Here is a 25,973-nt window from a genome sequence, read left to right as displayed (position 1 = left end):
CCTGGGCGTCGAGGCGACCCGCATCCTGCTGATCGGCGGCGCGGCGCAGAACCCCGCCGTGCAGCGGATCGCGGCGCAGGTGTTCGGGCTGCCGGTCGACGTGCCCCTGCCCGGCGAATACGTGGCGGCGGGCGCGGCCCGGCAGGCCGGCTGGGCCCTCACCGGAGAGCTACCCGCCTGGTCGACCGAGATCGCCGACACACTGCCGGCCGACACGGCGGCGGTGATCGGCGAGCAGTACGCGGCCCGGCGGGCCTAGCCGCGGGCGCCTCGAGCGTCTGCGGTGTCGTGTGACGAGTGCCCCGAGTCGCACACACGCGCGCCGGCCGGTCTACGCGCGCGGCGGCGCCGTCGACTCGCGCGGCACCAGCACCGGCACGGGGTGGGCGGCCTCGGCGAGCGACTCGTCGAGGATCAGCCCGAGCAGCGTCGACATCACGGTGCGGCCCAGCTCGGCGAAGTCCTGCCGCACGGTCGTCAGCGGCGGGGTGAAGTGCTCGGCCTCGGGAATGTCGTCGAAGCCCACGATGCTCACGTCGGCGGGTATCGCGATACCGCGGGTGCCGAGCGCGTGCATCACGCCGAGCGCCATCTGGTCGTTGGCACTGAACACGGCGGTGAAGTGCGGCGCCAGCGCGAGCCCGGCCGCGAAGCCGCTCGACGGGCTCCAATCGCCCTGCAGCGGTTCGTGCGCCACGAGCCCGTGCTCCGAGAGCGCGGCGCTCCAGCCGCGCACGCGCTCCGTGGCATCCATCGAGTCCTCGGGTCCCGCCAGGTGCGCGATCGTCGAGTGGCCGAGCCCGATCAAATGCTTCGTCGCGTCGTAGGCCCCGCGGAACTGGTCGATCGACACGCTGTGGAACCCCGACCGCCCGCTCGACTCGACGGCGATGAGCGGCACGCCGAGGTCGATGCCCTGGATCGCCTCGAGCGCCCCGCGGTGCGCCGCGATCAGCACCACCGCCTCGACGTTCTGGCTGAGCAGCAGCTCGACGGCCGCACGCATCGACGCGACATCCGTTTCGAGCATGCTCGAGATGCTCACGAGGTACCGGGCGTTGCGCGCCGCCTCGGTGAAGCCGAGCAGGATGCTCGACGGCCCGTAGTCGGGGTTGCCGGTCGTGATCAGCCCGATCGTGCGCGACCGCCTGGTCACGAGCGACCTGGCGGCGGTCGACGGCCGGTAGCGCAGCTGCTTGATGGCGTCTTCCACGCGCACCCGGGTCGCCGGGCGCACATTGGGCAGGTCGTTGAGCACGCGCGACACCGTCTGGTGCGACACACCAGCGAGTCGGGCGACGTCGAAGATGTTCGCGACGCGCGCCTTGTCTTCCGTACTCACTTGCCCATTATGGGTGCCGACGTCATCGCCGCCTCGCAGTGAGCAGCCGCTGCAGGATGATGAAGACGAGCAGCAGCGAGCCGATCACGATCTTCGTCCACCACGAGCTCAGCGTTCCCTCGAAGCTGATGATGGTCTGGATGACACCGAGCAGAAGCACACCGAGAAGGGAGCCGAGCACGAAGCCGTAGCCGCCGGTGAGCAGTGTTCCGCCGATGACGACCGCCGCGATCGCGTCGAGCTCCATGCCCGCGGCGGTGAGGCTGTAGCCCGACAGCGTGTAGAACGTGAACAGGATGCCGGCGATGCCCGAGCAGAGCCCGCTGATCACGTACACCAGCACCTTGGTGCGCGCGACCTGGAGCCCCATGAGCATCGCCGAGTGCTCGCCGCCGCCGATGGCGTAGACGGTGCGGCCGAGCCGCGAGTAGTGCAGCACGAAGAACGCGACGACCACCACGACGGCCGCTACGATCACGCTCGGCGAGATCGACAGGCCGGGTGCGAGCGGGATGCGGGTCTGCGCCATCGCGGTGAACCACGGCTCGGTGATGGAGATCGAGTCGAGGCTGATCACGTAGCAGAGGCCGCGGGCGAGAAACAGGGCGGCGAGCGTCGCGATGAACGGCTGGATCTCGAAGTACTCGATCACGAGCCCGACGAGCAGCCCGAGCGTCGACGTCGTCACCAGCACCACGGCGATCACCGCGAGCGGCGGCCAGCCGTCGCGGGCCAGCGACGCCGCGATCATGGTCGAGAGCGCGACCACCGAGCCGACCGACAGGTCGATTCCGCCGGTGAGGATCACGAAGGTCATGCCCACCGCCAGCACGATGAGGAACGCGTTGTCGACGAACAGGTTCGCGATCACCTGGCCGGAGGCGAAGCCGCGGTACTGCGTCGCCCCGCCGATGAACACGAGGATGAGCAGCACGAGGGTCACGAGCACGGGCGTGTAGCGCGATCCGAGCAGGTCGCGGCCGCGGCGGGCGGAGGTGGAGATGAGCGTGGTCATGATGCGAGCGCCTCCTGCTTTGTGGTGGCCCGGCGAGACCGCAGCTTCGCCTGCAGCACGGGCGACTGCAGCAGGCACACCGCGATCACGACGAGCGCTTTGAAGACGAGGGTGATCGACGGTGCGATGCCCACGGTGTAGACGGTGGTGGTGAGCGTCTGGATCACGAACGCGCCGATGAGTGTGCCCGTGAGCGAATAGCGGCCGCCCGCGAGGCTCGTGCCTCCGATCACGACGGCCAGGATGGCATCCATCTCTATGTAGAGCCCGGCACTGTTCGCGTCGGCGGCCGTCACGTTCGACGAGATCATGAGGCCGGCGATCGCGGCGCACAGCGCGCTGAACACGTAGACGACCCACACGATGCCGCGCGAACGCACGCCCGCGAGCCGGGAGGCCACCGGGTTGATGCCCACCGATTCGATGAGCAGCCCGAGCGCCGTCTTGCGGGTGAGCAGTGCGGCGATGACGAACATCGCGCCGGCGATCACGATCGAGGCCGGCAGCCCGAACCAGTAGCCGGCGCCGATCACCTTGTACGGCGCGCTCGAGATCGTGATGATCTGGCCCTCGGTGATGAGCATCGCGATGCCGCGGCCGGCCGTCATCAGGATGAGCGTCGCGATGATGGGTTGGATGCCGAACACGGCGACCAAGAGCCCGTTCCAGGCCCCGAGAACGAGGGAGAACACGAGGGCCACCGCCACGGCGGCGAGAACCGTGCCGAGACTGTCGGGGGTGGGCGAGTCGGCGATGATCGTGCAGGCGAGCGCCCCCGAGATCGCCACGACGGCGCCCACGGACAGGTCGATGCCGCGGGTCGCGATCACCATGGTCATCCCGAGCGCCACGAGCAGCGTCGGAGCACCGTTGCGCAGGATGTCGATGAGGCTGCCGAACAGGTGCCCGTTCTGGAACCGGATGGCGAAGAAGCCGGGCGACACCGCGAAGTTCAGCAGCAGCAGCGCGACGAGGGTGACGATCGGCCAGAACAGTCGCGACCTGGGCAGGTCTCGCGGGCTGAATGTGCGCAGCGCGTTCATGCTTCCGCTCCGCTCGCGATGAGGCCCATGATCTCGCCGACGGTCACGTCTTCGTTGGGCAGGTCGGCCACCTTGCGCCGGTCGCGCATCACGGCGATGCGGTGGCTGAGCCGCAGCACCTCTTCGAGCTCGGCCGAGATGAACACCACGGCCATGCCCTCGTCGGCGAGGTTCGACACGAGTTTCTGGATCTCCGCCTTGGCCCCGACGTCGATGCCGCGGGTCGGCTCGTCGAGCACGAGCAGGCGCGGAGCCACCGCGAGCCAGCGGGCGAGAAGCACCTTTTGCTGGTTGCCGCCGCTGAGGTTGCGCACGAGCGCGTCGGGATTCGCCGGGCGGATGCCGAGCGCCGAGATGTAGCTGTTCGCCAGTTCGTCCTGGCGGCGGCGCGAGATGCGACGGAACCAGCCGCGGTCGGCCTGCAGGGCGAGCACGATGTTGTCGCGCACGGTCAGCTCTTCGACGATGCCCTCGCGCTTGCGGTCTTCCGACGAGTAGGCGATGCGGTCGCGCAGCGCCGCGCGGGGTGTGCGCAGCCGCTTCTTCGCGCCGCGCACGAGCACCTCGCCGCTGTCGGCGCGGTCGGCGCCGGTGATGAGCCGGGCGATCTCGGTGCGGCCCGAGCCGAGCAGCCCGGCGAGCCCCACCACTTCGCCCTCGTGGATGGCGAGGTCGGTCGGCTCCACCGAACCCTTACGCCCGAGCCCGACCGCCTCGAGATACGGCACCGCGGCTCCGTCGCCCTCGACGGCCGCCTGGCGTGTCTTGCTCTCGAGGCTCTCGAGCGTCGCGAGCTCTTTGCCGATCATCTTGTGCACGAGCTCGATGCGCAGGATCTCGCGGGTCAGGTACTCGCCGACGAGCGCGCCGTTGCGCAGCACCGTCAGCCGGTCGCTGATCTCGTAGACCTGGTCGAGAAAGTGGGAGACGAAGAGGATCGCGACGCCGTCGTCTTTGAGACCCCGGATGACACGGAAGAGCTCGGATACCTCGTCGGCGTCGAGACTCGAGGTCGGTTCATCCAGAATCAGCACCTTGGCGTCGACGTCGGTCGCCCGCGCGATCGCGACCAGCTGCTGCACCGCGAGCGAGTGCGAACTGAGCAGCGACCCCGGATCGATGTCCAGGCTGAGCCGCGCGAGCAGCTCGGCCGAGCGCCGGCGCATGGCACGCCAGTCGATGGCACCCGCCCGGCGCGGCTCCCGCCCGAGCATGATGTTCTCGGCGACCGACAGGTTGGGCAGCAGGTTTACCTCTTGGTACACGGTGCTGATGCCCGCCGCCTGCGCCTGAGCCGGTCCGCCGATCACGAGCGGCCGACCGCCGAGCGTCATCGTTCCGCTGTCGATCGCATAGACGCCGGTGAGCGCCTTGATCAGCGTCGACTTTCCGGCGCCGTTCTCGCCCATGAGCGAGTGCACCTCGCCGGGGAACATGCGGAAGCTCACCCGGTCGAGCGCCTTCACGCCGGGGAAGCTGATGGAGATGTCGTCGATGCGCACGATGGGTTCGACTGCCGGCGTCGGGGCTTCGGCGCTGGTGGCGGTGCTGGGGGTGATCGTCATGCTGTCCTCTTCATTGAGTACGTGGATGGTCGGGCCCGGTGTGCGACCGGGCCCGACCACCTGCGGTGCCTAGTACTGGCGGTCGGGCAGAGCTTCGATCGCCTGCTCCTGCGTGAACGTCGTCTCCTCGGTGACGATGCGCTTCTCCACGTCCTCGCCCGCCGCGACCTTCTCGGCGATCTCGACGAGCTGCGGACCGAGCAGCGGCGAGCACTCCACGATGAAGTTGATCTTGCCGTCGGCGAGGGCCGTCATGCCGTCTTTCACGGCGTCGACGGTGACGATCTTGATGTCTTCGCCCGGCACCATTCCCGCCGCCTCGATCGCTTCGATCGCGCCGAGACCCATGTCGTCGTTGTGCGCGTAGACGAGGTCGATCTGGGGGTTCGCCTGCAGGAAGGCCTCCATCACCTGCTTGCCGCCGGCGCGGGTGAAGTCGCCCGTCTGGCTCGCGATGATCTCGAACTTCGGGTCGGTCACCACGTTGCGGAAGCCCTCGGCGCGGTCGTTGGCCGGGGCCGCGCCCGTGGTGCCCTGCAGTTCGACCACCTTGACGGCGTCGGCGTCGGCGAACTCGGTGTTGACCCATTCACCCGCCTTCTCGCCCTCGAGGATGAAGTCGGAGCCGAGGAACGACGCGTAGAGCGAGTCGTCTGCCGAGTCGACCGAGCGGTCGGTGAGCACGACGGGGATGCCGGCGTCCTTCGCCTCTTTCAGCACGGTGTCCCAGCCGGATTCGACGACGGGCGAGAACGCGATCACGTCGACCTGCTGCTGGATGTACGAGCGGATCGCCTTGATCTGGTTCTCCTGTTTGCCCTGCGCGTCGGAGAACTTCAGTTCGATGCCCGCGTCTTCGAAGGCCGACTGGATCGAGGTGGTGTTCGCGGTGCGCCAGCCGCTTTCGGCGCCGACCTGCGAGAAGCCGACGATGAGGTCGCCCTCGGCACCCGCGTCGCCCTCGCCGCCTCCGCCACCCCCAGCGCACCCGGTGAGTGCAATGAGCAGCGCGCCGATGGCCGCGGCCCCAATGAGTTTCTTCATCGAACCAAACCTCCTTGTTCAGTGTTCCGGGGCCCGCGTCGTGACATGCTCCGCGGGATGCGCCCGGCCAATCAGTCCATTCTGATTGGTTGTGATGTTAGCGCTCACAATTGATCGGAAACAACTGGCCAGTGTAACGGTTGGGTAACGAGACCCGGTTTCGCAGGGTTCAGAGCGCAGTGCGGATGTCGCGGCTCCCGAATTCCCCTCGGGGATGTGAAGGTTCTCAACCGCCGCGCGCAGGCCAACGGCCGACGAATCGCGCGAGCCGCGGCATCCGCAACCCCTACCGCCCGCGCGCGGTCCTGCGGAAACGTCGTCGTGAGAACGTGCCCCATTCGGGGGCCGTGCGAATCAAGGAGACATCGTGCGAGGAAAAGCAACGCTGCTTGCCGGCCTGATCGTCGCCGCGGTCGCCATACCGTCCACCGCGGCGCTGGCGATCGACGACGTGAACACGAGAAAACTCGAGAGGGCGGTGACCGTCAACGGCATACTGCAACACGAACGGGTGTTCCAACGCATCGCGAACAACAACGGGGGCACACGCGCCTCGGGCACGCCCGGCTACGACGCCTCGGCCGCCTACGTCGCGCAGCGGCTCACCGCCGCGGGCTACGCCGTCTCGACGCAGGAGTTCGAGTTCCCGTTCTTCCAGGAGGTCGCACCGTCGGTGCTGGCACAGGTCTCCCCCGTCGCCGCGCCGATCGAATCGGCCACGCTCGAGTACTCGGGCACCGGCGACGTGACCGGCACCGTGGTCGCCGCCGGCGGCACCGTCGTGCCCGCCACGCCGGAACCCAGTTCGGCCTCCGGCTGCCTGCCCGAGGACTTCGTGGCCGCCTCGCCCACCGAGCCGCAGGTCGCGCTCATCCAGCGCGGCACCTGCACCTTCGCGGTCAAGGTGGCCAACGCGGTCGCGGCGGGTTACGACGCCGCGGTGGTCTTCAACGAGGGCAACCCCGGACGCACCGAACTGCTCGAGGGTGTCACCCTGGGCGGCCCCGTGGTCGTTCCTGTGGTCGGCGTCAGCTACGCCGACGGCGCCGCCCTCTACGAGGCGACCCTGCTCGGGCCCGTGACGGTCTCGGTGGGCACCGACACCCTGTCGGAGACCCGCACCACCGTCAACGTGCTCGCCGACAGCCCGAAGGGCGACCCCGGCCGCGTGGTCGTCGTCGGGGCACACCTCGACTCGGTGCTCGACGGACCGGGCATCAACGACAACGGCAGCGGCTCGGCGACGATCCTCGAGACGGCGATCCAGATCGCCAAGGAGGGCAAGAAGCCGCAGCAGCAGCTGCGCTTCGCCTTCTGGGGCGCCGAGGAGAACGGCCTGCTCGGGTCGGAGTACTACGTCGCGTCGCTGAGCGACGAGGAGTTGGGCACCATCTACGCGAACCTCAACTTCGATATGCTCGGCTCGCCGAACTACGTGCGGTTCGTCTACGACGGCGACGGGTCCGACGACCCCGACGGTCTCGCGGGCCCTCCCGGCTCGGCCCAGATCGAGGAGCTGTTCACCGACTACTTCTCCGACCGGGACCTGGCGACAGAGGCGACGGCATTCGACGGACGCTCCGACTACGGCCCGTTCATCGCGGCGGGCATCCCGGCGGGCGGCCTGTTCAGCGGCGCCGAGGGCATCAAGACGGCGGAGGAGGCCGCGGAGTACGGCGGCACGGCCGGTGCGCCGTACGACGCGTGCTACCACCAGGCCTGCGACACCATCACCAACCTGAGCACGGCGGCGCTGAACGAGCTGGGCGACGGCGTCGCCCACGCGGTCGGCACGATGGCGCGCACGAAGACCGGCTTCTTCGAAGACGGCAGCCGCATGGCGAAGGCACCGCAGCTGACCGCTGAGGACTTCGACTACAGCGGCAGCCACCTGGTGCGCTGACACCGACAATGCACAATGCCCCGCCCGTCGCGAGACGGGCGGGGCATTTCGTCGTTCGGACTAGCGCCCGCCCGCCCGGCGCTTGTTGAACACGTCGAAGGCGACGGCGAGAAGCAGCACGAGGCCCTTCACGGTCTGCTGCCACTCGATGCCGATACCGAGGATCGACATACCGTTGTTGAGCACGCCGATGATGAGACCACCGATGATCGCGCCGCCGATGGTGCCGACGCCGCCCTGAACCGCGGCTCCACCGATGAACGCGGCCGAGATGGCCTCGAGCTCGAAGCCGTCACCGGCCTTCGGGCCGGCGAGGTTCAGTCGCGCGGTGAACACGAGTCCGGCGAGCGCCGCGAGGAAGCCCATGTTCACGAAGATGAAGAAGTCGACCTTCTTGGTCTTCACGCCCGAGAGCTCGGCCGCGTGGCGGTTGCCGCCGATCGCGTAGATGTGGCGGCCGAAGACGCTGCGGTTGGTGACGATGCCGTAGACCAGCACGAGCACGGCGAGGATGATCAGCGTGACGGGGATGCCCTTGAAGCTCGCGAGAGCCCAGGCGATGCCGAAGATCGCGGCCGAGACCAGCACGATCTTGCCGACGAACCAGATCATCGGCTCGACCTCTTGCGCGTAGCTCTGGCGGCCCGAGCGGGTGCGGAACTGCTGCACCACGAACGCGATGATCGCGAAGACGCCGATGCCGAGCGTGAACGGGTCGATCTCGAATTCGCCGAACAGGTCGGTCAAGAACCCGTTACCGAGCGCGCGGTACCCCTCGGGGAACGAGCCGATGTTCGAGTTGCCGAGCACGACGAGCGCGAGGCCGCGGAAGATGAGCATGCCCGCCAGCGTCACGATGAACGCCGGTATGCCCACGTACGCGACCCAGAAGCCCTGCCAGGCTCCTACCAGCGCGCCGATCAGCAGCGAGATGATGATGGCGATCCACCACTCGATGCCCATCTTCACGGTGAGCACGCCCGAGACGGCGCCGACGAAGGCCGCGACCGAACCGACCGACAGGTCGATGTGGCCGGCGACGATCACCATCACCATGCCGATGGCGAGAATCAGGATGTACCCGTTCTGCACGATCAGGTTGGAGATGTTCTGCGGCCGCAGCAGGATGCCGTCGGTGAGGATCTGGAACAGCACGACCACGGCGATGAGTGCCAGGAAGATGCCGTTCTTGCCGAGGTCGGTGACGATGTGGCTCAGGGATGAGCCGACCTTGCTCACCGCGTTGGGAGCTGTCTTCGTGTCAGTCATTGGAAGTCTCCATGGTCATGAGCTTGATGAGGGATTCGGGGTTCGCTTCGGCGATGGGGAGCTCGCCGGTGATGGTGCCCTCGGAGAGAGCGTAGATGCGGTCGCAGATTCCGAGCAGTTCCGGCAGCTCCGACGAGATGACGATGATGCCTTTTCCGGATGCCGCGAGCCGGTTGATGATCGTGTAGATCTCGTACTTCGCTCCCACGTCGATGCCGCGGGTCGGCTCGTCGAGGATGAGCACGTCGGGATCGGAGTAGATCCACTTGCTCAGCACGACCTTCTGCTGGTTTCCGCCCGAGAGCTTGCCGGTCTTGGCGAGCACGGTGGGGGCCTTGATGTTCATGCTCGTGCGGTACTCGTTCGCGACCTTGAACTCTTCGTTGTCGCTCACCAGCCCGCCGCGCACCAGCTTGCCGAGCGACGCCATCGAGATGTTGCGCTTGATGTCTTCGATCAGGTTGAGGCCGTAGGTCTTGCGGTCTTCGGTGGCGTAGGCAAGCCCGTTGGCGATCGCCTCCGAAACGGTGCGGGTCTTGATCTCCTTACCGCTCTTGAAGACCTTGCCCGAGATGCGGGAGCCGTAGGAGCGACCGAACAGGCTCATCGCGAACTCGGTGCGGCCGGCGCCCATGAGTCCCGCGATGCCGACGATCTCGCCCTTGCGCACGTTGATGCTCACGTTGTTGACGATCACGCGCGTGGGGTCCTGGGGGTGGTGGGCGGTCCAGTTCTCGACACGCAGGATCTCCTCGCCGATGTGCGGCGTGTGATCCGGGTAGCGGTGTTCGAGGTCGCGGCCGACCATGTCCTTGATGATGCGGTCTTCGGTGACGTCGGCCTTGGCGATCGTCTCGATCGTCTTGCCGTCGCGGATCACCGTGACCGTGTCCGAGATCTTCTTGATCTCGTTGAGCTTGTGGGAAATGATGATCGACGTGATGCCCTGCTCTTTGAGGTGCAGGATCAGGTCGAGCAGGTGTGCCGAGTCCTCGTCGTTGAGCGCCGCGGTCGGTTCATCCAGAATCAGCAGCTTCACCCGCTTGGAGAGCGCCTTCGCGATCTCCACGAGCTGCTGCTTGCCGACGCCGATGTCCATGACCTTCGTCGTCGGGTTCTCGCGCAGGCCGACGCGGGCGAGCAGTTTCGCCGCTTCCTGGTTGGCCTTGTTCCAGTCAATGAGGCCGAGCGGGCCCTTGACCTCGTTGTTGAGGAAGATGTTCTCGGCGATCGAGAGGTAGGGGCTCAGCGCGAGCTCCTGGTGGATGATGACGATGCCCTTGGCCTCGCTGTCGCGGATGTCGCGGAACTCGACGGTCTCGTCTTCGTAGACGATGTCGCCCTCGTAGGTCCCGTGCGGGTAGACCCCCGACAACACCTTCATGAGGGTGGACTTTCCCGCGCCGTTTTCGCCGCAGATGGCGTGGATCTCGCCGCGGGCCACCTCGAGGGTGACGTCCTGCAGCGCTTTTACGCCAGGAAAGGTCTTGGTGATCGACCGCATTTCCAGGATGTTCGTGGTCACTGTGTGTGCCGGCTTCCTTGAAAAGAAAAAGATTGGTGGTGGATGCCGGTGCCGGGGAGTCGCCTCCCCGGCACCGGCGGGTGAGATCAGCGGACTTAGCCGTTGACCTCTGCTTCGGTCCAGTAGCCGGTGTCGATGAGTGCGGACTGGATGTTGTCCTTCACCACGATGACGGGCTCGAGGAGGTACGACGGAACGTCCTTCTCGTTGTTGTTGTACGTGCTGTCGTCGTTCGTCTCGACGGTGTCGCCGTTGAGAGCCGCGACAGCCATATCGGCCGCCTTCTTGGCCAGCTCGCGCGTGTCCTTGAAGATGGTCGCGTACTGCTCGCCCGAGTTGATGGCCTTGACCGAGTCGATCTCGGCGTCCTGGCCCGAGATGATGGGCCATTCGTCGCCCAGCGAGTAACCGGCGTCCTGGAGGGCGCCGATGATTCCGCGGGAGATGCCGTCGTACGGCGAGAGGACCGCGTTGACGGTGGTGCCGTCGGAGTAGTTCGCGGTGAGGAGGTCCTCCATGCGGCTCTGTGCGGTCTCGCCGTCCCAGCGAAGCGTCGCCGCCTGCTCGATCGACGTCTGGTTGCTCTTCACGACGAGGGTTCCCTCGTCGATGAAGGGCTGCAGCACGTCCATGGCTCCGTTGAAGAAGAAGAACGCGTTGTTGTCGTCGAGCGATCCGGCGAACAGTTCGATGTTGAACGGGCCGGCGGGTGCGCCCTCGATCGGGGTTCCGTCGAGTTCGACGAGTCCGAGACCGTTGAGCAGCGACCATGCCTGCTGGTTACCGACGAGCTCGTTGTCGAAGGTGGCGTAGTAGTCGACGTTCTCGGTGTCCATGAGCAGACGGTCGTACGCGATGACGGGGATCTCCGCGTCGGCGGCGTCGGCCAGGATGTTCGTGAGCGTGGTGCCGTCGATCGAGGCGACGATCAGGGCTTCCGCGCCCTTGGTGATCATGTTCTCGATCTGGCTGACCTGGGTGGGGATGTCGTCTTCGGCGTACTGCAGGTCGACCTTGTAGCCCTGGTCTTCCAGCGCCTTCTTGACGGCGTCGCCGTCGGCGATCCAGCGCTCGGACGACTTGGTGGGCATTGCGACGCCGATGAGCGCGCCGCCTCCCTCACCCGAACCGGAGTCTCCGCCGGATCCTCCGGAGCAGGCCGCGAGGCTGGCAACCATGGCGCCAGCTGCGACGAGCGAAAGAATAGCTCTCTTCTTCACTGTGTGTTCCTTTCAATTGATGGACATCGTTGTCTGGTGCATCAACCCGGTTTGTCCATTACAACCGGGTCCCGCCGGGGCCGAAAGGGCCGTCCCTGGCAAGCTTTTGGGGCTACTAGATCGCTTGCGCGAGCCGGTAGTACGCGGAGTTCCACTTCACTTCGTGGGCGAACGAGCGTTTTGTCGTGTTCTCGTCGATGACGAGCAGTTCGGTGCGGGCGATCTCGGCGAAGTCTTCCCACGCCTCGACGCCGATCGCCGTGGAGAGCACCGTGTGGTGCGCGGCTCCCGCGGTGAGCCAGGCGGTTGCGGATGTCGCGAGGTCGGGTGCCGGCTTCCACACTGCCCGGGCGACCGGGAGGTGCGGGAGCGGCGCCGGGAGGTCGACGACCTCGACGACGTTCGCCACGAGGCGGAAGCGGTCGCGCATGTCGGACAGCGCGACCACCACGCCGGAACCGGCGTCGGTGTCGAAGACGAGACGCACGGGGTCTTCGCGGCCGCCGATGCCGAGCGGGTGGATCTCGAGACTCGGCTTCTTCGTGGTGAGCGAGGGGCAGATCTCGAGCATGTGCGCGCCGAGGATCGTCTCTTCGCCCGGCACGAGGTTGTAGGTGTAGTCCTCCATGAGCGAGGCGCCGCCGGGGAGACCCGCGCCCATGACCTTCGCGGCGCGGATGAGCACGGCCGTCTTCCAGTCGCCCTCGCCGCCGAAACCGTAGCCGTCGGCCATGAGCCGCTGCACGGCGAGGCCGGGAAGCTGGCGCAGCCCGCCGAGGTCCTCGAAGCTCGTGGTGAACGCGGTGAAGCCGCCCTCCTCGAGGAACGAGCGCAGCCCGAGCTCGATGCGGGCGCCGTAGCGCAGGCTCTCGTGGCGCTCTCCACCGAGTCTGAGCTCGGGGACCACGGCGTAGAGCTCCTCGTATTCGGCGACGAGAGCCGTGACATCCGCATCGCTTGCGGCATCGACCCTCTCGACCAGCTCGTTGACGCCCCAGGTGTTGACGCTCACGCCGAAGCGGATCTCGGCCTCGGTCTTGTCGCCCTCGGTGACGGCGACGTTGCGCATGTTGTCGCCGAAACGCGCGAGCTTCATGCCCTGGGTGGCGACCCAGCCGGAGGCGGCGCGGGTCCAGGTGCCGACCTGCGCGGTGACGACCGGGTTAGAGGCGTGACCGACGACGGTCTTGCGCGGCACGTTCATGCGGCTGGCGATGTAGCCGAACTCGCGGTCGCCGTGCGCGGCCTGGTTCAGGTTCATGAAGTCGAAGTCGATCTCGGCCCACGGCAGCTCGACGTTGGCCTGCGTGTGCAGGTGCAGGAACGGCTTGCGCAGGGCGTCGAGACCGTGGATCCACATCTTGGCGGGGCTGAAGGTGTGCATCCAGGCGATGACACCGACGACCGTGTCATCTGTCGTCGCATCGAGCATGGCCCGACGGATGGCGTCCGAGCTCTTCAGCACCGGCTTCCAGACGATGGTGACCGGGATGTCGCTCGACTCGTTCAGCAGGCGCACGACCTCCTGCGACTGCTCGGCGACCTGGCGCAGCGTGTCGTCGCCGTAGAGGTCCTGGCTGCCGGTGAGGAACCAGACCTCGTTCGTCGCGAGGTCGGGAATGATCGAGTTGCTCACTTGAGGGCTCCTGTGGGTTCTTGGCCGTAGACGTTCTGGTACCGGTCGAACAGCGAATCGATGGCCGACTGGGCGATGGGCAGCGGGGCGCCGAGCTGGCGCGAGATGTGCACGGTCTTTGCCACGTCCTCGGCCATGACGGCGGCCTTCACGGCGTCCTTCGCGTTCTTGCCGATCGTGAACACGCCGTGGTTCTGCATCAGCACGGCGCGCGAGCGGTGCCCGGTGAGCGTCTCGACAACGCCGCGGCCGATCGAGTCGTCGCCGATGATCGCGAACGGGCCGACCGGGATTTCGCCGCCGAACTCGTCGGCCATGGCGGTGATGACGCACGGGATGGCCTCGCCGCGGGCGGCCCAGGCTGTGGCGTAGGTGGAGTGCGTGTGCACGACTCCCCCGACCTCGGGCATGGTGCGGTAGATGTAGGCGTGCGCGGCCGTGTCGCTCGAGGGGCTGCGGTCGGAACCGGGGGTGCGCTCGATGACATTACCGTCGAGGTCGCAGAGGATCTGGTTCTCGGGGCTGAGGTCGTCGTAGCTCACGCCAGACGGCTTGATCACGAACAGGTCGGCGCCGGGAACGCGGCCGGAGACGTTGCCGCCGGTCCAGACGACGAGCTCGTAGCGCACGAGTTCCTCGTGCAGGCGGGCCACGTCGTCGCGGGTGCGGGCGATCGCCACCTGGATTTCGGGAGAGAAGGAGGTCATGTCGTCGTTCCTGTCAGCGTGAGGGCGTCGACCGCGGCGCGCTCGACCGTGAGGCCGGCGCGGTAGCGCTCGAGATAGGTGGCGAAGCCGGCGACGTCGGCCGGATCGGGGGCGACGGTCGCGAAGACGGCGTCGGCGAAGACTCGCTCGCGCAGGTGGTCGTCGAGGGTGTCGGATGTCTCGGACGCGGCGAAGCCCGCGAGCACGGCCATCCCCCACGCCCCGCCCTCGGAGGCGGTGGCGGCCACCGCGACGGGTGCGTCCAGCGCGCCGGCGAGGAAGCGCTGGGCCACACCGGCGGTGCGGAACATGCCCCCGTGGGCGAACATGCGGTCGAGCTCGACGCGCTCGCCCTCCAGCACCCGCATGCCGAGGGCCAGGGTGCCGAACACGCCGTAGAGCTGCGCGCGCATGAAGTTGGGGAGGGTGAGGCGGCTGTCGGGTGTGCGCACGACCAGCGGGCGGCCCTCGTCGAGGCCCGCGATCGGCTCGCCGGCCAGGTGGTTGTAGGCGAGCAGTCCGCCCGCGTCGGCCTCGCCGTCGAGCGCCGCACGGAAGAGCACGTCGAAGACCGTGTCGGCGTCGACCGGGCTGCTGGCTGCCGCGGCGAAGGTGCCGAAGAGACCCGCCCACGCCGCGAGCTCGCTGGCGCCGTTGTTGCAGTGCACCATCGCGACCGGGTCGCCGGCCGGGGTGGTGACGAGGTCGAGCTCGTGGTGCACGCTGGTGAGCGGGCGCTCGAGCACGACCATCGCGAAGATGCTCGTGCCGGCGCTGACGTTGCCGGTGCGCGGGGCGACCGAGCAGGTGGCGACCATGCCCGTGCCGGCGTCGCCCTCGGGCGGGGCCATCACGGCGCCGGCGCGCAGGGTGCCGGTCGGGTCGAGCAGCCCGGCGCCGTCGGCCGTGAGCGTGCCGGCGGTCTCGCCGGCGACGAGCACCTCGGGAAGCAGGGCGGCCAGGTCGAGGGCGGGCACGCGGTCGATGTAGCGCGCGAGCAGGTCGGCGTCGTACGTCTGGGTGGACGAGTCGATCGGGAACATGCCCGACGCGTCGCCGACGCCGAGCACCCTGCGGCCGGTGAGGCGCCAGTGCACGTAGCCGGCGAGGGTGGTGACGAAGTCGAGCTCGGCGACGTGCGGCTCGTTGTCGATGACGGCCTGGTGCAGGTGGGCGATCGACCAGCGCAGCGGGATGTTGACCCCGAACAGCTCGGTGAGTTCGGCCGCCGCGACGCCCGTGCTCGTGTTGCGCCAGGTTCGGAACGGCACGAGCTGCTCGCCGGAGCGGTCGAACGCCAGGTAGCCGTGCATCATGGCCGAGACGCCGATGGCGCCGAAGCTCTCGGGACGCACGCCGTGCTTCGCCTCGACGTCGGAGACCAAGTCGGCGTACGCGGCGCCGATGCCCGACCAGACGTCGGCGAGGGAGTAGGTCCAGACGCGGTCGACGAACGCGTTCTCCCACTCGTGGCTGCCCACCGCGAGCACCGCCGAGTCGTCGCCGATCAGGCAGAGCTTGATGCGCGTCGAGCCGAGTTCGATGCCGAGGGAGGTGCGCGCGGCGACGATCGCGTCGGCAGCGGGCGAGAGCGTTCCGGAACCGGCGCCGACGGAGGACTGCACGTCGGGTGCTGGCTCGGTGGGGGTGCTCACTCTACGGACCTCATTGTCTGCTGCTCTTGCGGGGTGGTACTGGATGCTGCGCTGAATGTGACCGTTCACATCCAGCTCCGCAATGTTACATGTGAAACGGTCACATCTGTCAAGGCCCGAAGGTCACGGCCCGGTAACGCGTCGCTCGCGCCGGCCACCGCCGCCCCGCCCATCGCCGCCCCGCCGCCCCGTGCCGCCGCCCCACCGCCCCGCCGCGAGTGTGCCAAATGCAGGAGAAACCCGACCGAGTCACACGGTGGCGCGGATGCGCGACCCTCCCGGGCGAAATCTCCTGCATTTGGTGCGGGGAGGGTGGCAGGTGACGCCGCGCGGAGGGGCGACTCGCGGATGCCACGGCCACCGCCGCGCCCGGGCGCGAGCCGCGGCATCCGCACGCCCCTCCCGCACCCGCCCGGCTGCCAAATGAAGGAGAAACCACGTGCCAGTCACACGTTCTCGCGGATGCACGGCCCTCGCCCGCGAAATCTCCTTCATTTGGCAGCAGCAGCAGCAGCAGGGCGGGGCGGGCGGGCTAGCGGCGGGGCGGCGCCGTCGACGAGCGCACCACGAGTTCGGGGGCGATCTGGTCGTGGTCCTGGCCGGTGCCCCCGCTCAGCTCCGAGATCAGCAGCGCGACCGCGCGCCGGCCGATCTCGGCGAAGTTCTGCCGCACGGTGGTGAGCGGCGGCGAGAAGTGCGCGGCCTCGGGGATGTCGTCGAACCCGACCACGCTGATGTCGCCGGGAACGTCGAGCCCCGACTCGCGGCAGGCGTGCATGAAGCCCAGGGCCATCTGGTCGTTGCCCGCGAACACCGCGGTGAAATCGCGGAAACGCAGCAACTCGAGCCCCGCGTAGTATCCGAAGTGCGCGCTCCAGTCGCCGAGGATCGGCGCCCGCGTGCGCAGGTCGGCGGCGTTGATCTCGTGCAGGAAACCCTGCATCCGGGCATCCGCCTCGATCCAGTCCTGAGGGCCCGAGATGTGCGTGATCTCCGTGTGCCCCAGGTCGATGAGGTGCCGGGTGGCCAGCCGCGCGCCCGCCACCTGGTCGACCGACAGGCTGTGCCCGAGGTTACGTCCCGTCGACTCCAGCGTCACGTACGGCACGCTGATCGACAGGTCGCTCAACGCGTCGAACACGCGCGCCTGGGGCGCGATCACGACGAGCGCCTCGACCGCCTGGCTGAGCAGGTAGTCGATGGCCGACTTGATCGACGAATAGTCTCCGGATGACACGCTGGTGATACTGAGTCGGTACCCGGCCTCGCGCGCCGCGATCTCGATCGCGTTGACACTCGTCGTCGGCCCGTAGTGGGCGGTCTGCGACGAGAGCACGCCGATGGTGCGGGTGCGGCTGGTGACGAGGGCGCGTGCCGCCTGGTTGGGCCGGTAGCCGATCTCGGAGATGACGTCGAGCACCCGCTGCCGCGTGGACGCCTTGATGCTCGGGCTGTCGTTCAGCACGCGCGAGACGGTCTGGTAGGAGACCCCGGCGAGGGCGGCGACGTCGCGGATGTTGGGCGCGCGAACCTTCTCCGGCTCCATAGTCACTCGAGATACCCGACTTCGTTGGCGATGTGTACGTTCACATGCGAATGTCTTCCATTATGCACGGAAGCCACCGAGGCCCCGGATGGTGCGGTCGCCGGGGGCAAAGCAAAGGCCGGCCGCACCCGAGGGTGCGACCGGCCTTCACCGTCTTGCTACTTAGCCATTGACGAGAGCGAGAAGCTCTTCGTTGTCGGCGTACGCCTCAGCGGCGTTCTCCTTGGTGACGATGACCGGCTCGAGGTAGAGCGTTGCGACGTCGACGTTGCCGTTGTTCGTCTCGGTGGTCGTGTCGGGCTCGTCGCCGGCCTGCAGCGCCTGAGCCATCTCGATCGCGGTCTGAACGAGCGCGCGGGTGTCCTTGTAGATGGTCGAGTACTGCTCGCCCGACATGATCAGCGGGATCGAGGCGGCCTCGGAGTCCTGACCGGTCACGATCGGAAGGTCGGCCTGTCCGGCGTCCTTCACCGAGGTGATGATGGCGCGGGCGAGGGTGTCGTTCGGCGAGAGCACGCCGTCGACGGTCTCCGACGTGTACGTACCCTGCATGATGGTGTCCATGCGGCGCTGTGCGTTCTCGGGCTTCCAGCCGTCGGTCGCCGTCTGGGCGATGTCGACCTGGCCGGAGACGACGTTGAGCGTTCCGTCGTCGATCTTCGGCTGGAGAACGTCCATGGCACCCTCGAAGAAGACGGGGGCGTTGGCGTCGTCAGACGAGCCGGAGAACAGCTCGATGTTGTACGTCGTCTTGTCCGGGAACTTCGCTGCGAGACCGTCGAGCAGGGCCTGGCCCTGGAGCTGGCCGACCTTGAAGTTGTCGAAGGCGACGTAGTAGTCGACAGCGTCGGAGTTCTGGATGAGACGGTCGTACGCGATGACGATGGCGCCGGCGTCGCGCGCCTGCTCTACCTGGGTACCGAGCTGCGCGCCGTCCTTGGCGCCGATGATGATGACCTTGGCACCGTTGGTGACCATGGTCGAGATCTGCTGCTGCTGGTCGGCGACAGCGTTGCTGGCTCCGGCGTACTGTACGTCGGCTTCGAAGCCGGCCTCGGCGAGACCGTCTTCGAACAGGCCGCCGGCGAGAACCCAGTTCTCGCTGGTCTTGTCGGGGAGGGCTACGCCGATGAGCGAGTTGGCGTCGAAGCCGCTGCCGGCCTCGGTCTCGGCTTCGCCGCCGCGTCCGCTGTCGTTGGAGCAGCCGGTGAGGCCGAGTGCCGCTACGGCGACGAATGCGCCGGTAGCAAGAAGGATCTTCTTCATTGGGATCTCTTTCTTTCTGTTCTGTGTTGGTTTGGTGCGTTGGGTGGAGCTGATTCTCCGGTGGTGGATCAGTGCGTTAAATCTGGGGTGCTACTTGGGCAGGTCGGCCGGTACCGCGGTGTCGGGGGTTCCGCCGCCGGGGGTGACCTGCGCCGAGGTGGCGTCGTCGGTGGGAGCCGCGCCGCCCTTGTCCTTGCGGGTCATGAGTCCGATGATCGACGGGCGGCCCTGCGTCTTGTTGAAGACGTCGACGCCCACGGCGATCAGCAGCACGAGGCCCTTGATGATCTGTACGAGGTCGGACGAGATGCCCTTGAGCGCGAGACCGTTCGAGAGCACGGCCATGACGAGTCCGCCGATGATGGAGCCGGCGACGGTTCCGATACCACCGGAGACGGCGGCGCCGCCGATGAACACGGCTGCGATCGCGTCGAGCTCCCAGCCGGTGCCGTCGAACGGTCCGGACGCCTGCGAGCGGGCGACGAAGATCATGCCGGCGAGGGCGGCGAGAACCGACATGTTCATCATGACGAAGAAGTTGACCTTCTTCGAGTTGACGCCCGACAGCTCGGCCGCGTGCTTGTTGCCGCCGACCGCGTAGATGTGGCGGCCGATGATCGTGTTGTTCGTAAGGAACGAGTAGGCCACGACGAGCAGCACGAGGATGATGCCGGAGACCGGGAAGCTGGTGCCGACGCGGCCCGTTGCGAACAGGTAGGCCGCGACCATCACGACGCCGCCGAGGATGACGACGCGGAGGATGCTGGTCCAGAGCGGGCTGGACGAGGCGCCCATGACCTTGCGGGTGCGGCGTCCGCGAACCTCGAGTGCGACGAGGATGAGCACGACGACGAGGCCGAGCAGCATGGTCAGGTTGTTGAAGCCCAGGTTCGGGCCGACCTCGGGCAGGTAGCCCTTACCGATGGTCTGGAACTCGCCGGCGACGGGAACGGTGGCGGAGTCGCCGATGAACTGGTTGCCTCCGCGCCAGATCAACATGCCCGCCAGCGTCACGATGAAGGCCGGGACGCCGATATAGGCGACCCAGAACCCCTGCCACGCGCCGATCAGGGCTCCGACCACGAGGCCGAGCAGGATGCCGGCCCACCACGGGAAGTTCCAGTCCTTCATGGCCAGGGCCACGATGATTCCGGTGAACGCCGCGACCGAACCGACGGAGAGGTCGATGTGGCCGGCGATGATCACCATCACCATTCCGATCGCGAGGATCAGGATGTAGGAGTACTGCTGCACGATGTTGATGATGTTTCCGGGCTGCAGCGTCTTACCTCCCGTCCAGATCTGGAAGAAGATGATGATCACGACGAGGGCGCCGAGGATGCCGAACTGCTTCAGCGATCCGCCACCGCCGAACAGGTTCTTGAGGTCGCGGACGTCGAATCCGCCCTTCTTCTCTGTAATGGGAGCGCTCATTACGCGACTACTTTCTGTGAGGACGAGGTCATGCTGCGCATGAGGGTTTCGGGATCGGCCTGGGCGACCGGAAGTTCGTTGGTGATCTTGCCTTCGAAGATCGTGTAGATGCGGTCGGAGACGCCGAGCAACTCGGGCAGTTCGGACGAGATCATGATGATGCCCTTGCCCTGAGCGGCGAGGTCACGGATGATCCCGTAGATCTCGGCCTTCGCGCCCACGTCGATGCCGCGGGTCGGCTCGTCGAGGATGAGCAGGTCGGGGTCGGTGAACATCCACTTGGCCAGAACGACCTTCTGCTGGTTTCCACCGGAGAGCTTGGTGACGCCCTCTTCGACGGTCGGGGTCTTGATGCGCAGGCTCTTGCGGTATTCCTCGGAGATCTGCGCTTCTGCGGTCTCGTTGACGACGGCACCCTTAGAGATCTTGCCGAGCTTCGCCGAGACGATGGAGCGCTTGATCGTGTCGAGCAGGTTCAGGCCGAGGGCCTTGCGGTCTTCGCTGACGTAGGCGATTCCGTGGTCGATAGCCTCGGAGACGGTGCGGAGCTTGATCTCCTTGCCGTCTTTGAACACCTGGCCGGAGATGAACTTGCCGTAGGAGCGGCCGAAGATGCTCATCGCGAGCTCCGTGCGGCCGGCGCCCATGAGGCCGGCGAATCCGACGACCTCGCCGCGGCGAACGGTGAAGCTCGAGTTCTTGACCACGAGGCGCTCGGCGGTGAGCGGGTGCTGTACCGTCCAGTCGCGTACCTCGAAGAAGACCTCGCCGATCTCGGCGGTGTGCTCGGGGAACCTGTTGCCGAGGGTGCGGCCGACCATGCCGCGGATGATGCGGTCTTCGTCGACCCCGTCGGCCTTGACGTCGAGCGTTTCGATCGACTTGCCGTCGCGGATGATCGTGATCTGGTCGGCGATCTGCTCGATCTCGTTGAGCTTGTGCGAGATCATGATCGACGAGATGCCCTTGCTCTTGAGCCCCAGGATGAGGTCGAGCAGGTGCTGCGAGTCGTTCTCGTTGAGAGCGGCGGTCGGCTCGTCGAGAATGAGCAGCTTCACGTTCTTGTTGAGCGCCTTGGCGATCTCGACGAGCTGCTGCTTGCCGACGCCGATGTTCTTGACCTGGGTGTCGGGGTCGTCGTCGAGGCCGACGCGGGCGAGCAGCTGCGTCGCTTCCTTCTGCGCCTCGACCCAGTTGATGACGCCGCCACGGCCGGGCTCGTTGCCGAGGAAGATGTTCTCGGTGATCGAAAGCTCGGGGATGAGGGCGAGTTCCTGGTGGATGATGACGATGCCGGCGGCCTCGCTCGACTTGATGTCTTTGAAGCGCACGGTCTTGCCCTCGTAGACGATGTCGCCGTCGTACGTTCCGAACGGGTAGACGCCGGAGAGGACCTTCATCAGCGTGGACTTGCCCGCGCCGTTCTCACCGCAGATCGCGTGGATCTCGCTGGCCTTGACCGAGAGCGAAACCTTATCGAGGGCCTTAACACCCGGAAATTCCTTGGTGATGGACTGCATCTCCAGGATGGTGGGGGCTGTACTCCGACCCTGTTCCACGGCGCGACCTCCTCGTCATGGGTGCTCGCGTGATTCGCACCCGCTAAGAAAGGTAAGCCCTGCAAGCGTTGTCGTCAACCTGTGAACGCATGATCTGGCCCTTTCTGGGCAAAGGGTTATCTAACGGTGACCTTCTAGATCGGGAGCGGGGAGAGCAGGCCAGCCTGCCGCAAGACGAGCGCGGAGGCCCCGAGCGCCTCGGCCTGTTCGCCGAGCGACGACATCACGAGTTCGGTGGTCTCGCCCAGCATCGGCACGGCGTACACGTTCAGCCCGCGGCGGATCGGGTCGAGCAGCAGCTCGCCGAGACTGGCGAGCGGACCGCCGATCACGACGATCCCGGGATTCACGAGATTGACGATCGCGGCGACGGAGCGTCCCACCGCGAGCCCGGCGTCTTCGATGATGCGCAGCGTCGCGTGGTCGCCGGCGAGGGCGGCGCGCACGATGTCGGTCGTGGCCACGGTACTCGGGCTGGTGCGGCTCAGCAGTTCGATCATCACCGTGGTCGACGCCACGGTCTCGAGGCAGCCGCGATTGCCGCAGCGGCAGAGCAGTCCGTGGTCGTGCACGGGGGTGTGCCCGATCTCGCCCGTGACGCCGATGTTGCCGCCGAAGGGCAGGCCGTTGAAGATGAGTCCGGCACCGATGCCCGAGCCGATCTTCACGAAGACGAGATTGTCGGTGCCGCTGTGCGGCCCCCAGGTGACCTCGGCCAACGCTCCCAGGTTCGCGTCGTTGTCGAGGTAGACCGGGTAGTTGAGGCGCGCCTCGATCTGCGCGTGCGTGATGCCGACCCACTCGGGCAGGATTGCGCCCTCGATCACCGTTTCGCTGCGCCGGTCGATCGGCCCGGGGATTCCGACGCCGATGCCGAGCACGAGTGACGGGCTGACGCCGCTCGACTCGAGCACCGAGGCCAACAGGCGGGACGCGGCATCCAGAGCCACCGAGGCGCTGTGACCGAGCGGCAGCGCCACGGCTTCCGAGGCGATCACCTGGTAGTCGAGGCCGGCGATCAGCACCCGCACGTGGCGGCGCCCGAAGTCGATGCCGACGGCGACCGCGCCGTTCTCACCCGAGAGACTCACCGACAGCGCCCGCCGACCGGAGCTGGTGGTCGGCGCCGTGCTCACGATCCCCCGCTCGGCGAGGGCCTTCACGATGTTCGACACGGTGGCGTTCGACAACCCGGTATTGCGCGAGATCTCGGCCTGGGTAGAGGGGCCGCCGGAGACGAGGCTGGTGATGATGCGCTGCTGATTGGACTGGCGCAGCGCCGTCTGCGATCCCGGGTTTCGGGACCTGTACCTCGTTGTCATATATGTAGCGTGCAACAACAAAGCCTTGCCGTCAACAAGTTAACGCAACGGTAGCGTCACAATACGCGTGCGTACGCCCGAACCGGGAAGGTGCCGAAGCCGACGACCCTCGGTGGCACGGCGGAAAACAGCGAGCCGGTCGGCGGCAGCACGTCGAGGCCGGTGAGGTGCTCGACGACGTGGACGCCGGCGGCGAGCAGCAGCGAGTGCGCCGGGCGCGACCCGCCCGATTCGATGTCGTCGATGTTGAGCGAGTCGATACCGACCACGGTCACGCCCTGCTCGACGAGGTAGGCCGCGCCGCTCTCGGTAAGGAAAGGCGCGCCGTGCGCATAGGCGGGCGTAGCGAAGTGGCGGTCCCACCCGGTGTGCAGCAGCACGGCGCGCGCCGTGACGTCGCGGTCGAGAAAGACCGATTCCGGAATGCCGCGAGCCGTGGCATCCGAGAGGTGGAAGACCTCGGCGCTCTGGTCGACGAGGGTGTGCAGGCTGAGCCCGGCGAGGTCAGTGCCGCCCTCGTACCGGTGGTAGGGACTGTCGAGGTAGGTGCCCGTGTTGCCGAGCATCGTGATCGTGTCCATCGCGAATTCGGTGCCGGGGTTGTAGCTCGACCGGGAGTCCGCCCGGGTCAGGTGCGGGGTGATCGCCGGCGCGGGCAGTCCGGGGTAGGTGACGAGGCCGTCGTGGATCGCGTGACTGAGGTCGACGAGGCGACCACGCTGCTCGGATCGCGTGGCGTCTATGCCCCGCGAGCCGCGGTGCTGCTCCTCGACGATCGCGAGGTTCGAGACCGCCACCGACCCGACCAGAGCGAGGCCTAGATGCTGCACGAGCAGACGCCCGACGGCGGCCTCGTCGGCGTCGGCCGGCGCGAGCGCCTCCGGCAGGTCGAGGCGGAAGGCGTCGGCGACGAGAGAGCCCCCGTTGACGAACTCGATGCGGGCGTCGAAGTGTGCGCGGTACTGGGTCATAGGCCCACTCTGCCAGTGGCAGTAATGCTACGTCGCGCGCATTTCTGCCACCTCGGGCCTAAATACCGCCAGTTAGAGCTTGGCCACCCGGTCGAGGGCGGTCAGCAGGTCGGCGGTGAGGTCCGCGACATCCTCGATGCCCACCGACAACCGCACCACGTTCGTCGGCACCTCGAGGGCGGTGCCGCGCACCGAGGCGTGCGTCATCTCCGAGGGGTACCCGATGAGCGACTCGACGCCACCGAGCGACTCCGCCAGCTGGAACAGTTCTGTCGACTCCGCGAACGCGCGCGCCGCGGCCTCTCCCCCGGCCAGGCCGAGCGAGATCATTCCGCCGAAGGCCTTCATCTGGCGCGACGCCAGCTCGTGTCCCGGGTGGGTCGGCAGGCCCGGGTAGTAGACGGTTTCGATGGCCGGATGCTCCGCGAGGGTCTCCGCGATCGACTGCGCGTTGGCGGAGTGGCGGTCGAGGCGCACCGCGAGGGTCTTGATCCCCCGGATGGTGAGCCAGGCATCCAGGGGCCCGGAGACCGCGCCGACACCGAACTGCAGGAAGCCGACCTTCGCGGCGAGCTCCTCGTCGTTCACCACGACCGCGCCGCCGACGACGTCGGAGTGGCCGCCGAGGTACTTCGTGGTCGAGTGGATCACGGCGTCGGCGCCGAGCGCGATCGGCTGCTGCAGGTAGGGCGAGGCGAACGTGTTGTCGACCACCACGAGCACGCCGGCCGCGTGACCGATCTCGGCGAGCGCCGCGATGTCGTTGATCTTCATCAGCGGGTTGGTCGGCGTCTCGATCCACAGCACCTTGGTGACGCCGGGCCGGATCGACGCCCGCACGGCGTCGAGGTCGGTGAGTTCGACGACCTCGAGGTCGATGCCCCAGGGCACGAACACGCGGTTAACCAGCCGATGGGTGCCGCCGTACACGTCGTTGCCCATCACGATGTGGTCGCCGGGCGTGAGCACCGCGCGCAGCAGGGCGTCTTCGCCCGCGAGCCCGGAGGCGAAGCTGAAGGCTTTGAGGCCGCCCTCGAGCGAGGCGAGCAGCTCTTGCAGCGAGTCACGCGTCGGGTTTCCCCCGCGCGCGTATTCGTACCCGCCGCGGAAGCCGCCGATGCCGTCCTGCACGAACGTCGAGGTGAGGTAGACCGGCGGCACCACCGCGCCCGTGGTCGGGTCGAAGTGCTGGCCCGCGGTGATCGCGCGGGTACTGAAGCCGTACTGGGCGTCTGACACGAGAGTCTCTATCTGTTCTTGGGCCGTTAGGCGGTGAGGAAGGTCAGCAGGTCTTGCCGGGTGAGCACGCCGACGGGCTTGCCGTCGCTCACCACGAGCAGGGCGTCGGCGTCGGCCAGCGCGGCGCGTGCCGCACTCACCGACTCGTGCACACCGATCAAACCGAGCGGGGCGCCGATGAATTCCGCGATCGAGTCGGTCATGCTGGCCTTGCCGTTGAAGATGTCGTCGAGCAGGGCGCGTTCGCTGATCGCCCCGGTCACCTCCCCCATCACGACGGGAGGCTCGGCGGTGAGCACCGGCAGCTGCGAGATGTCGTACTCGGCCATGATCCTCACGGCGTCGCGCACGGTGTCGACCGGGTGCACGTGCACGAGGTCGGGCAGGTTGCCGGTCTTGCGGCTGATCACATCGGCCACGGTCTTCTGCTCGGCCACCTGGGTGAAACCGTACGACTGCATCCACTTCTCGTTGAAGATCTTGCCGAGGTAGCCGCGCCCGCCGTCGGGCAGCAGTACAATAACGACCGCGTCGGCGGGCAGGTCTGCCGCGGCCTTGAGCGCGGCCGTCCCGGCGCGCCCGCTCGACCCGCCGACGAGCAGGCCCTCCTCGCGTGCGAGGCGCCGGGTGAGTTCGAACGATTCGGCGTCGGGTGACGCGATGATGCTGTCGACGACGGTGGGGTCGTACGCGGTCGGCCAGAAGTCTTCAC

The 25,973-nt window shown here is 67.4% G+C and carries 21 protein-coding genes; 2 read left to right on the top strand and 19 right to left on the bottom strand.

Annotated elements, in window-relative coordinates; genetic code table 11:
• Positions 1-259 (top strand): FGGY-family carbohydrate kinase (locus ACLQ6X_RS00935; RefSeq protein WP_411698279.1); only part of this gene is annotated, 259 nt, incomplete at its 5' end.
• Positions 260-331: 72 nt separating this feature from the next.
• Here the strand turns inward: ACLQ6X_RS00935 and ACLQ6X_RS00930 are convergent.
• The 5 genes from ACLQ6X_RS00930 to ACLQ6X_RS00910 form a co-directional block, all read right to left on the bottom strand.
• A complete protein-coding gene (locus ACLQ6X_RS00930) occupies positions 332-1,342 on the bottom strand; it encodes a LacI family DNA-binding transcriptional regulator (RefSeq protein ID WP_411698278.1) in 1,011 nt (336 codons plus the stop codon).
• A 22-nt stretch (positions 1,343-1,364) separates the two neighbouring features.
• On the bottom strand, positions 1,365-2,357 hold the full coding sequence (yjfF, locus tag ACLQ6X_RS00925; RefSeq protein WP_411698277.1) for a galactofuranose ABC transporter, permease protein YjfF: 993 nt from the start codon (positions 2,355-2,357) through the stop codon (positions 1,365-1,367).
• Complete coding sequence (locus tag ACLQ6X_RS00920) at positions 2,354-3,400, bottom strand: ABC transporter permease (RefSeq protein ID WP_411698276.1); 1,047 nt, start codon at positions 3,398-3,400, stop codon at positions 2,354-2,356. The genes yjfF and ACLQ6X_RS00920 overlap by 4 nt, the downstream gene beginning before the upstream one ends.
• Positions 3,397-4,965, bottom strand: coding sequence for a sugar ABC transporter ATP-binding protein (locus tag ACLQ6X_RS00915; RefSeq protein ID WP_411698275.1), 1,569 nt, complete (start codon positions 4,963-4,965; stop codon positions 3,397-3,399). Before ACLQ6X_RS00915 ends, ACLQ6X_RS00920 begins: the two co-directional genes overlap by 4 nt.
• A gap of 69 nt (positions 4,966-5,034) precedes the next feature.
• A complete protein-coding gene (locus ACLQ6X_RS00910; RefSeq protein WP_411698274.1) occupies positions 5,035-6,009 on the bottom strand; it encodes an ABC transporter substrate-binding protein in 975 nt (324 codons plus the stop codon).
• A 367-nt stretch (positions 6,010-6,376) separates the two neighbouring features.
• Between ACLQ6X_RS00910 and ACLQ6X_RS00905 the strand changes: the two genes are divergently transcribed.
• The gene (locus ACLQ6X_RS00905; protein ID WP_411698273.1) at positions 6,377-7,912 is read left to right on the top strand and encodes a M20/M25/M40 family metallo-hydrolase; all 1,536 of its coding nucleotides are present in this window, start codon (positions 6,377-6,379) and stop codon (positions 7,910-7,912) included.
• A gap of 60 nt (positions 7,913-7,972) precedes the next feature.
• Here the strand turns inward: ACLQ6X_RS00905 and mmsB (ACLQ6X_RS00900) are convergent, their stop codons facing one another.
• The 14 genes from mmsB (ACLQ6X_RS00900) to ACLQ6X_RS00835 form a co-directional block, all read right to left on the bottom strand.
• Positions 7,973-9,151 carry a multiple monosaccharide ABC transporter permease gene (gene mmsB / locus ACLQ6X_RS00900; RefSeq protein WP_411698284.1) on the bottom strand — a complete coding sequence of 393 codons (1,179 nt, stop codon included), beginning with the start codon at positions 9,149-9,151 and terminating at the stop codon, positions 7,973-7,975.
• Positions 9,152-9,173: 22 nt separating this feature from the next.
• A complete protein-coding gene (mmsA, locus tag ACLQ6X_RS00895) occupies positions 9,174-10,706 on the bottom strand; it encodes a multiple monosaccharide ABC transporter ATP-binding protein (protein ID WP_411698272.1) in 1,533 nt (510 codons plus the stop codon).
• Positions 10,707-10,801: 95 nt separating this feature from the next.
• Positions 10,802-11,884 carry a multiple monosaccharide ABC transporter substrate-binding protein gene (gene chvE, locus ACLQ6X_RS00890; RefSeq protein ID WP_411698283.1) on the bottom strand — a complete coding sequence of 361 codons (1,083 nt, stop codon included), beginning with the start codon at positions 11,882-11,884 and terminating at the stop codon, positions 10,802-10,804.
• 157 nt (positions 11,885-12,041) lie between these two features.
• Positions 12,042-13,550, bottom strand: coding sequence for an L-arabinose isomerase (gene araA, locus ACLQ6X_RS00885; protein ID WP_411698282.1), 1,509 nt, complete (start codon positions 13,548-13,550; stop codon positions 12,042-12,044).
• A gap of 8 nt (positions 13,551-13,558) precedes the next feature.
• Positions 13,559-14,269 carry an L-ribulose-5-phosphate 4-epimerase gene (locus tag ACLQ6X_RS00880; RefSeq protein WP_411698271.1) on the bottom strand — a complete coding sequence of 237 codons (711 nt, stop codon included), beginning with the start codon at positions 14,267-14,269 and terminating at the stop codon, positions 13,559-13,561.
• Positions 14,266-15,840 (bottom strand): xylulokinase, encoded by a 1,575-nt coding sequence (locus ACLQ6X_RS00875; RefSeq protein ID WP_411698281.1) that lies wholly within the window; start codon positions 15,838-15,840, stop codon positions 14,266-14,268. Before ACLQ6X_RS00875 ends, ACLQ6X_RS00880 begins: the two co-directional genes overlap by 4 nt.
• A gap of 616 nt (positions 15,841-16,456) precedes the next feature.
• Positions 16,457-17,470 carry a LacI family DNA-binding transcriptional regulator gene (locus ACLQ6X_RS00870; RefSeq protein WP_411698280.1) on the bottom strand — a complete coding sequence of 338 codons (1,014 nt, stop codon included), beginning with the start codon at positions 17,468-17,470 and terminating at the stop codon, positions 16,457-16,459.
• Positions 17,471-17,632: 162 nt separating this feature from the next.
• A complete protein-coding gene (locus ACLQ6X_RS00865) occupies positions 17,633-18,736 on the bottom strand; it encodes a substrate-binding domain-containing protein (RefSeq protein ID WP_411698270.1) in 1,104 nt (367 codons plus the stop codon).
• 90 nt (positions 18,737-18,826) lie between these two features.
• On the bottom strand, positions 18,827-20,170 hold the full coding sequence (mmsB, locus tag ACLQ6X_RS00860) for a multiple monosaccharide ABC transporter permease (RefSeq protein ID WP_411698269.1): 1,344 nt from the start codon (positions 20,168-20,170) through the stop codon (positions 18,827-18,829).
• Positions 20,170-21,690, bottom strand: coding sequence for a multiple monosaccharide ABC transporter ATP-binding protein (gene mmsA, locus ACLQ6X_RS00855; protein WP_411698268.1), 1,521 nt, complete (start codon positions 21,688-21,690; stop codon positions 20,170-20,172). The genes mmsB (ACLQ6X_RS00860) and mmsA (ACLQ6X_RS00855) overlap by 1 nt, the downstream gene beginning before the upstream one ends.
• A gap of 173 nt (positions 21,691-21,863) precedes the next feature.
• Positions 21,864-23,066, bottom strand: coding sequence for an ROK family protein (locus ACLQ6X_RS00850; RefSeq protein ID WP_411698267.1), 1,203 nt, complete (start codon positions 23,064-23,066; stop codon positions 21,864-21,866).
• Positions 23,067-23,107: 41 nt separating this feature from the next.
• Complete coding sequence (locus tag ACLQ6X_RS00845; protein ID WP_411698266.1) at positions 23,108-24,022, bottom strand: cyclase family protein; 915 nt, start codon at positions 24,020-24,022, stop codon at positions 23,108-23,110.
• 72 nt (positions 24,023-24,094) lie between these two features.
• A complete protein-coding gene (locus tag ACLQ6X_RS00840; RefSeq protein WP_411698265.1) occupies positions 24,095-25,261 on the bottom strand; it encodes a cystathionine gamma-synthase in 1,167 nt (388 codons plus the stop codon).
• Positions 25,262-25,287: 26 nt separating this feature from the next.
• A partial coding sequence (locus tag ACLQ6X_RS00835; RefSeq protein ID WP_411698264.1) for a CBS domain-containing protein occupies positions 25,288-25,973 on the bottom strand: 686 nt, incomplete at its 5' end.

Source organism: Conyzicola sp. (assembly GCF_046714715.1).
GTDB lineage: Bacteria > Actinomycetota > Actinomycetes > Actinomycetales > Microbacteriaceae > Conyzicola.
Note: the sequence above shows the minus strand (reverse complement) of the source record. Positions and strands in the feature narration are given on the sequence as shown.

Excerpts from the sequence above, each read along its gene's own strand:
- mmsA (WP_411698268.1), bottom strand. The coding sequence starts at position 21,690 with ATGCAGTCCATCACCAAGGAATTTCCGGGTGTTAAGGCCCTCGATAAG.
- ACLQ6X_RS00920 (WP_411698276.1), bottom strand. The coding sequence starts at position 3,400 with ATGAACGCGCTGCGCACATTCAGCCCGCGAGACCTGCCCAGGTCGCGA.
- ACLQ6X_RS00915 (WP_411698275.1), bottom strand. The coding sequence starts at position 4,965 with ATGACGATCACCCCCAGCACCGCCACCAGCGCCGAAGCCCCGACGCCG.
- ACLQ6X_RS00865 (WP_411698270.1), bottom strand. The coding sequence starts at position 18,736 with ATGAAGAAGATCCTTCTTGCTACCGGCGCATTCGTCGCCGTAGCGGCA.
- mmsB (WP_411698269.1), bottom strand. The coding sequence starts at position 20,170 with ATGAGCGCTCCCATTACAGAGAAGAAGGGCGGATTCGACGTCCGCGAC.
- ACLQ6X_RS00880 (WP_411698271.1), bottom strand. The coding sequence starts at position 14,269 with ATGACCTCCTTCTCTCCCGAAATCCAGGTGGCGATCGCCCGCACCCGC.
- ACLQ6X_RS00870 (WP_411698280.1), bottom strand. The coding sequence starts at position 17,470 with ATGGAGCCGGAGAAGGTTCGCGCGCCCAACATCCGCGACGTCGCCGCC.
- ACLQ6X_RS00910 (WP_411698274.1), bottom strand. The coding sequence starts at position 6,009 with ATGAAGAAACTCATTGGGGCCGCGGCCATCGGCGCGCTGCTCATTGCA.
- yjfF (WP_411698277.1), bottom strand. The coding sequence starts at position 2,357 with ATGACCACGCTCATCTCCACCTCCGCCCGCCGCGGCCGCGACCTGCTC.
- ACLQ6X_RS00845 (WP_411698266.1), bottom strand. The coding sequence starts at position 24,022 with ATGACCCAGTACCGCGCACACTTCGACGCCCGCATCGAGTTCGTCAAC.
- chvE (WP_411698283.1), bottom strand. The coding sequence starts at position 11,884 with ATGGTTGCCAGCCTCGCGGCCTGCTCCGGAGGATCCGGCGGAGACTCC.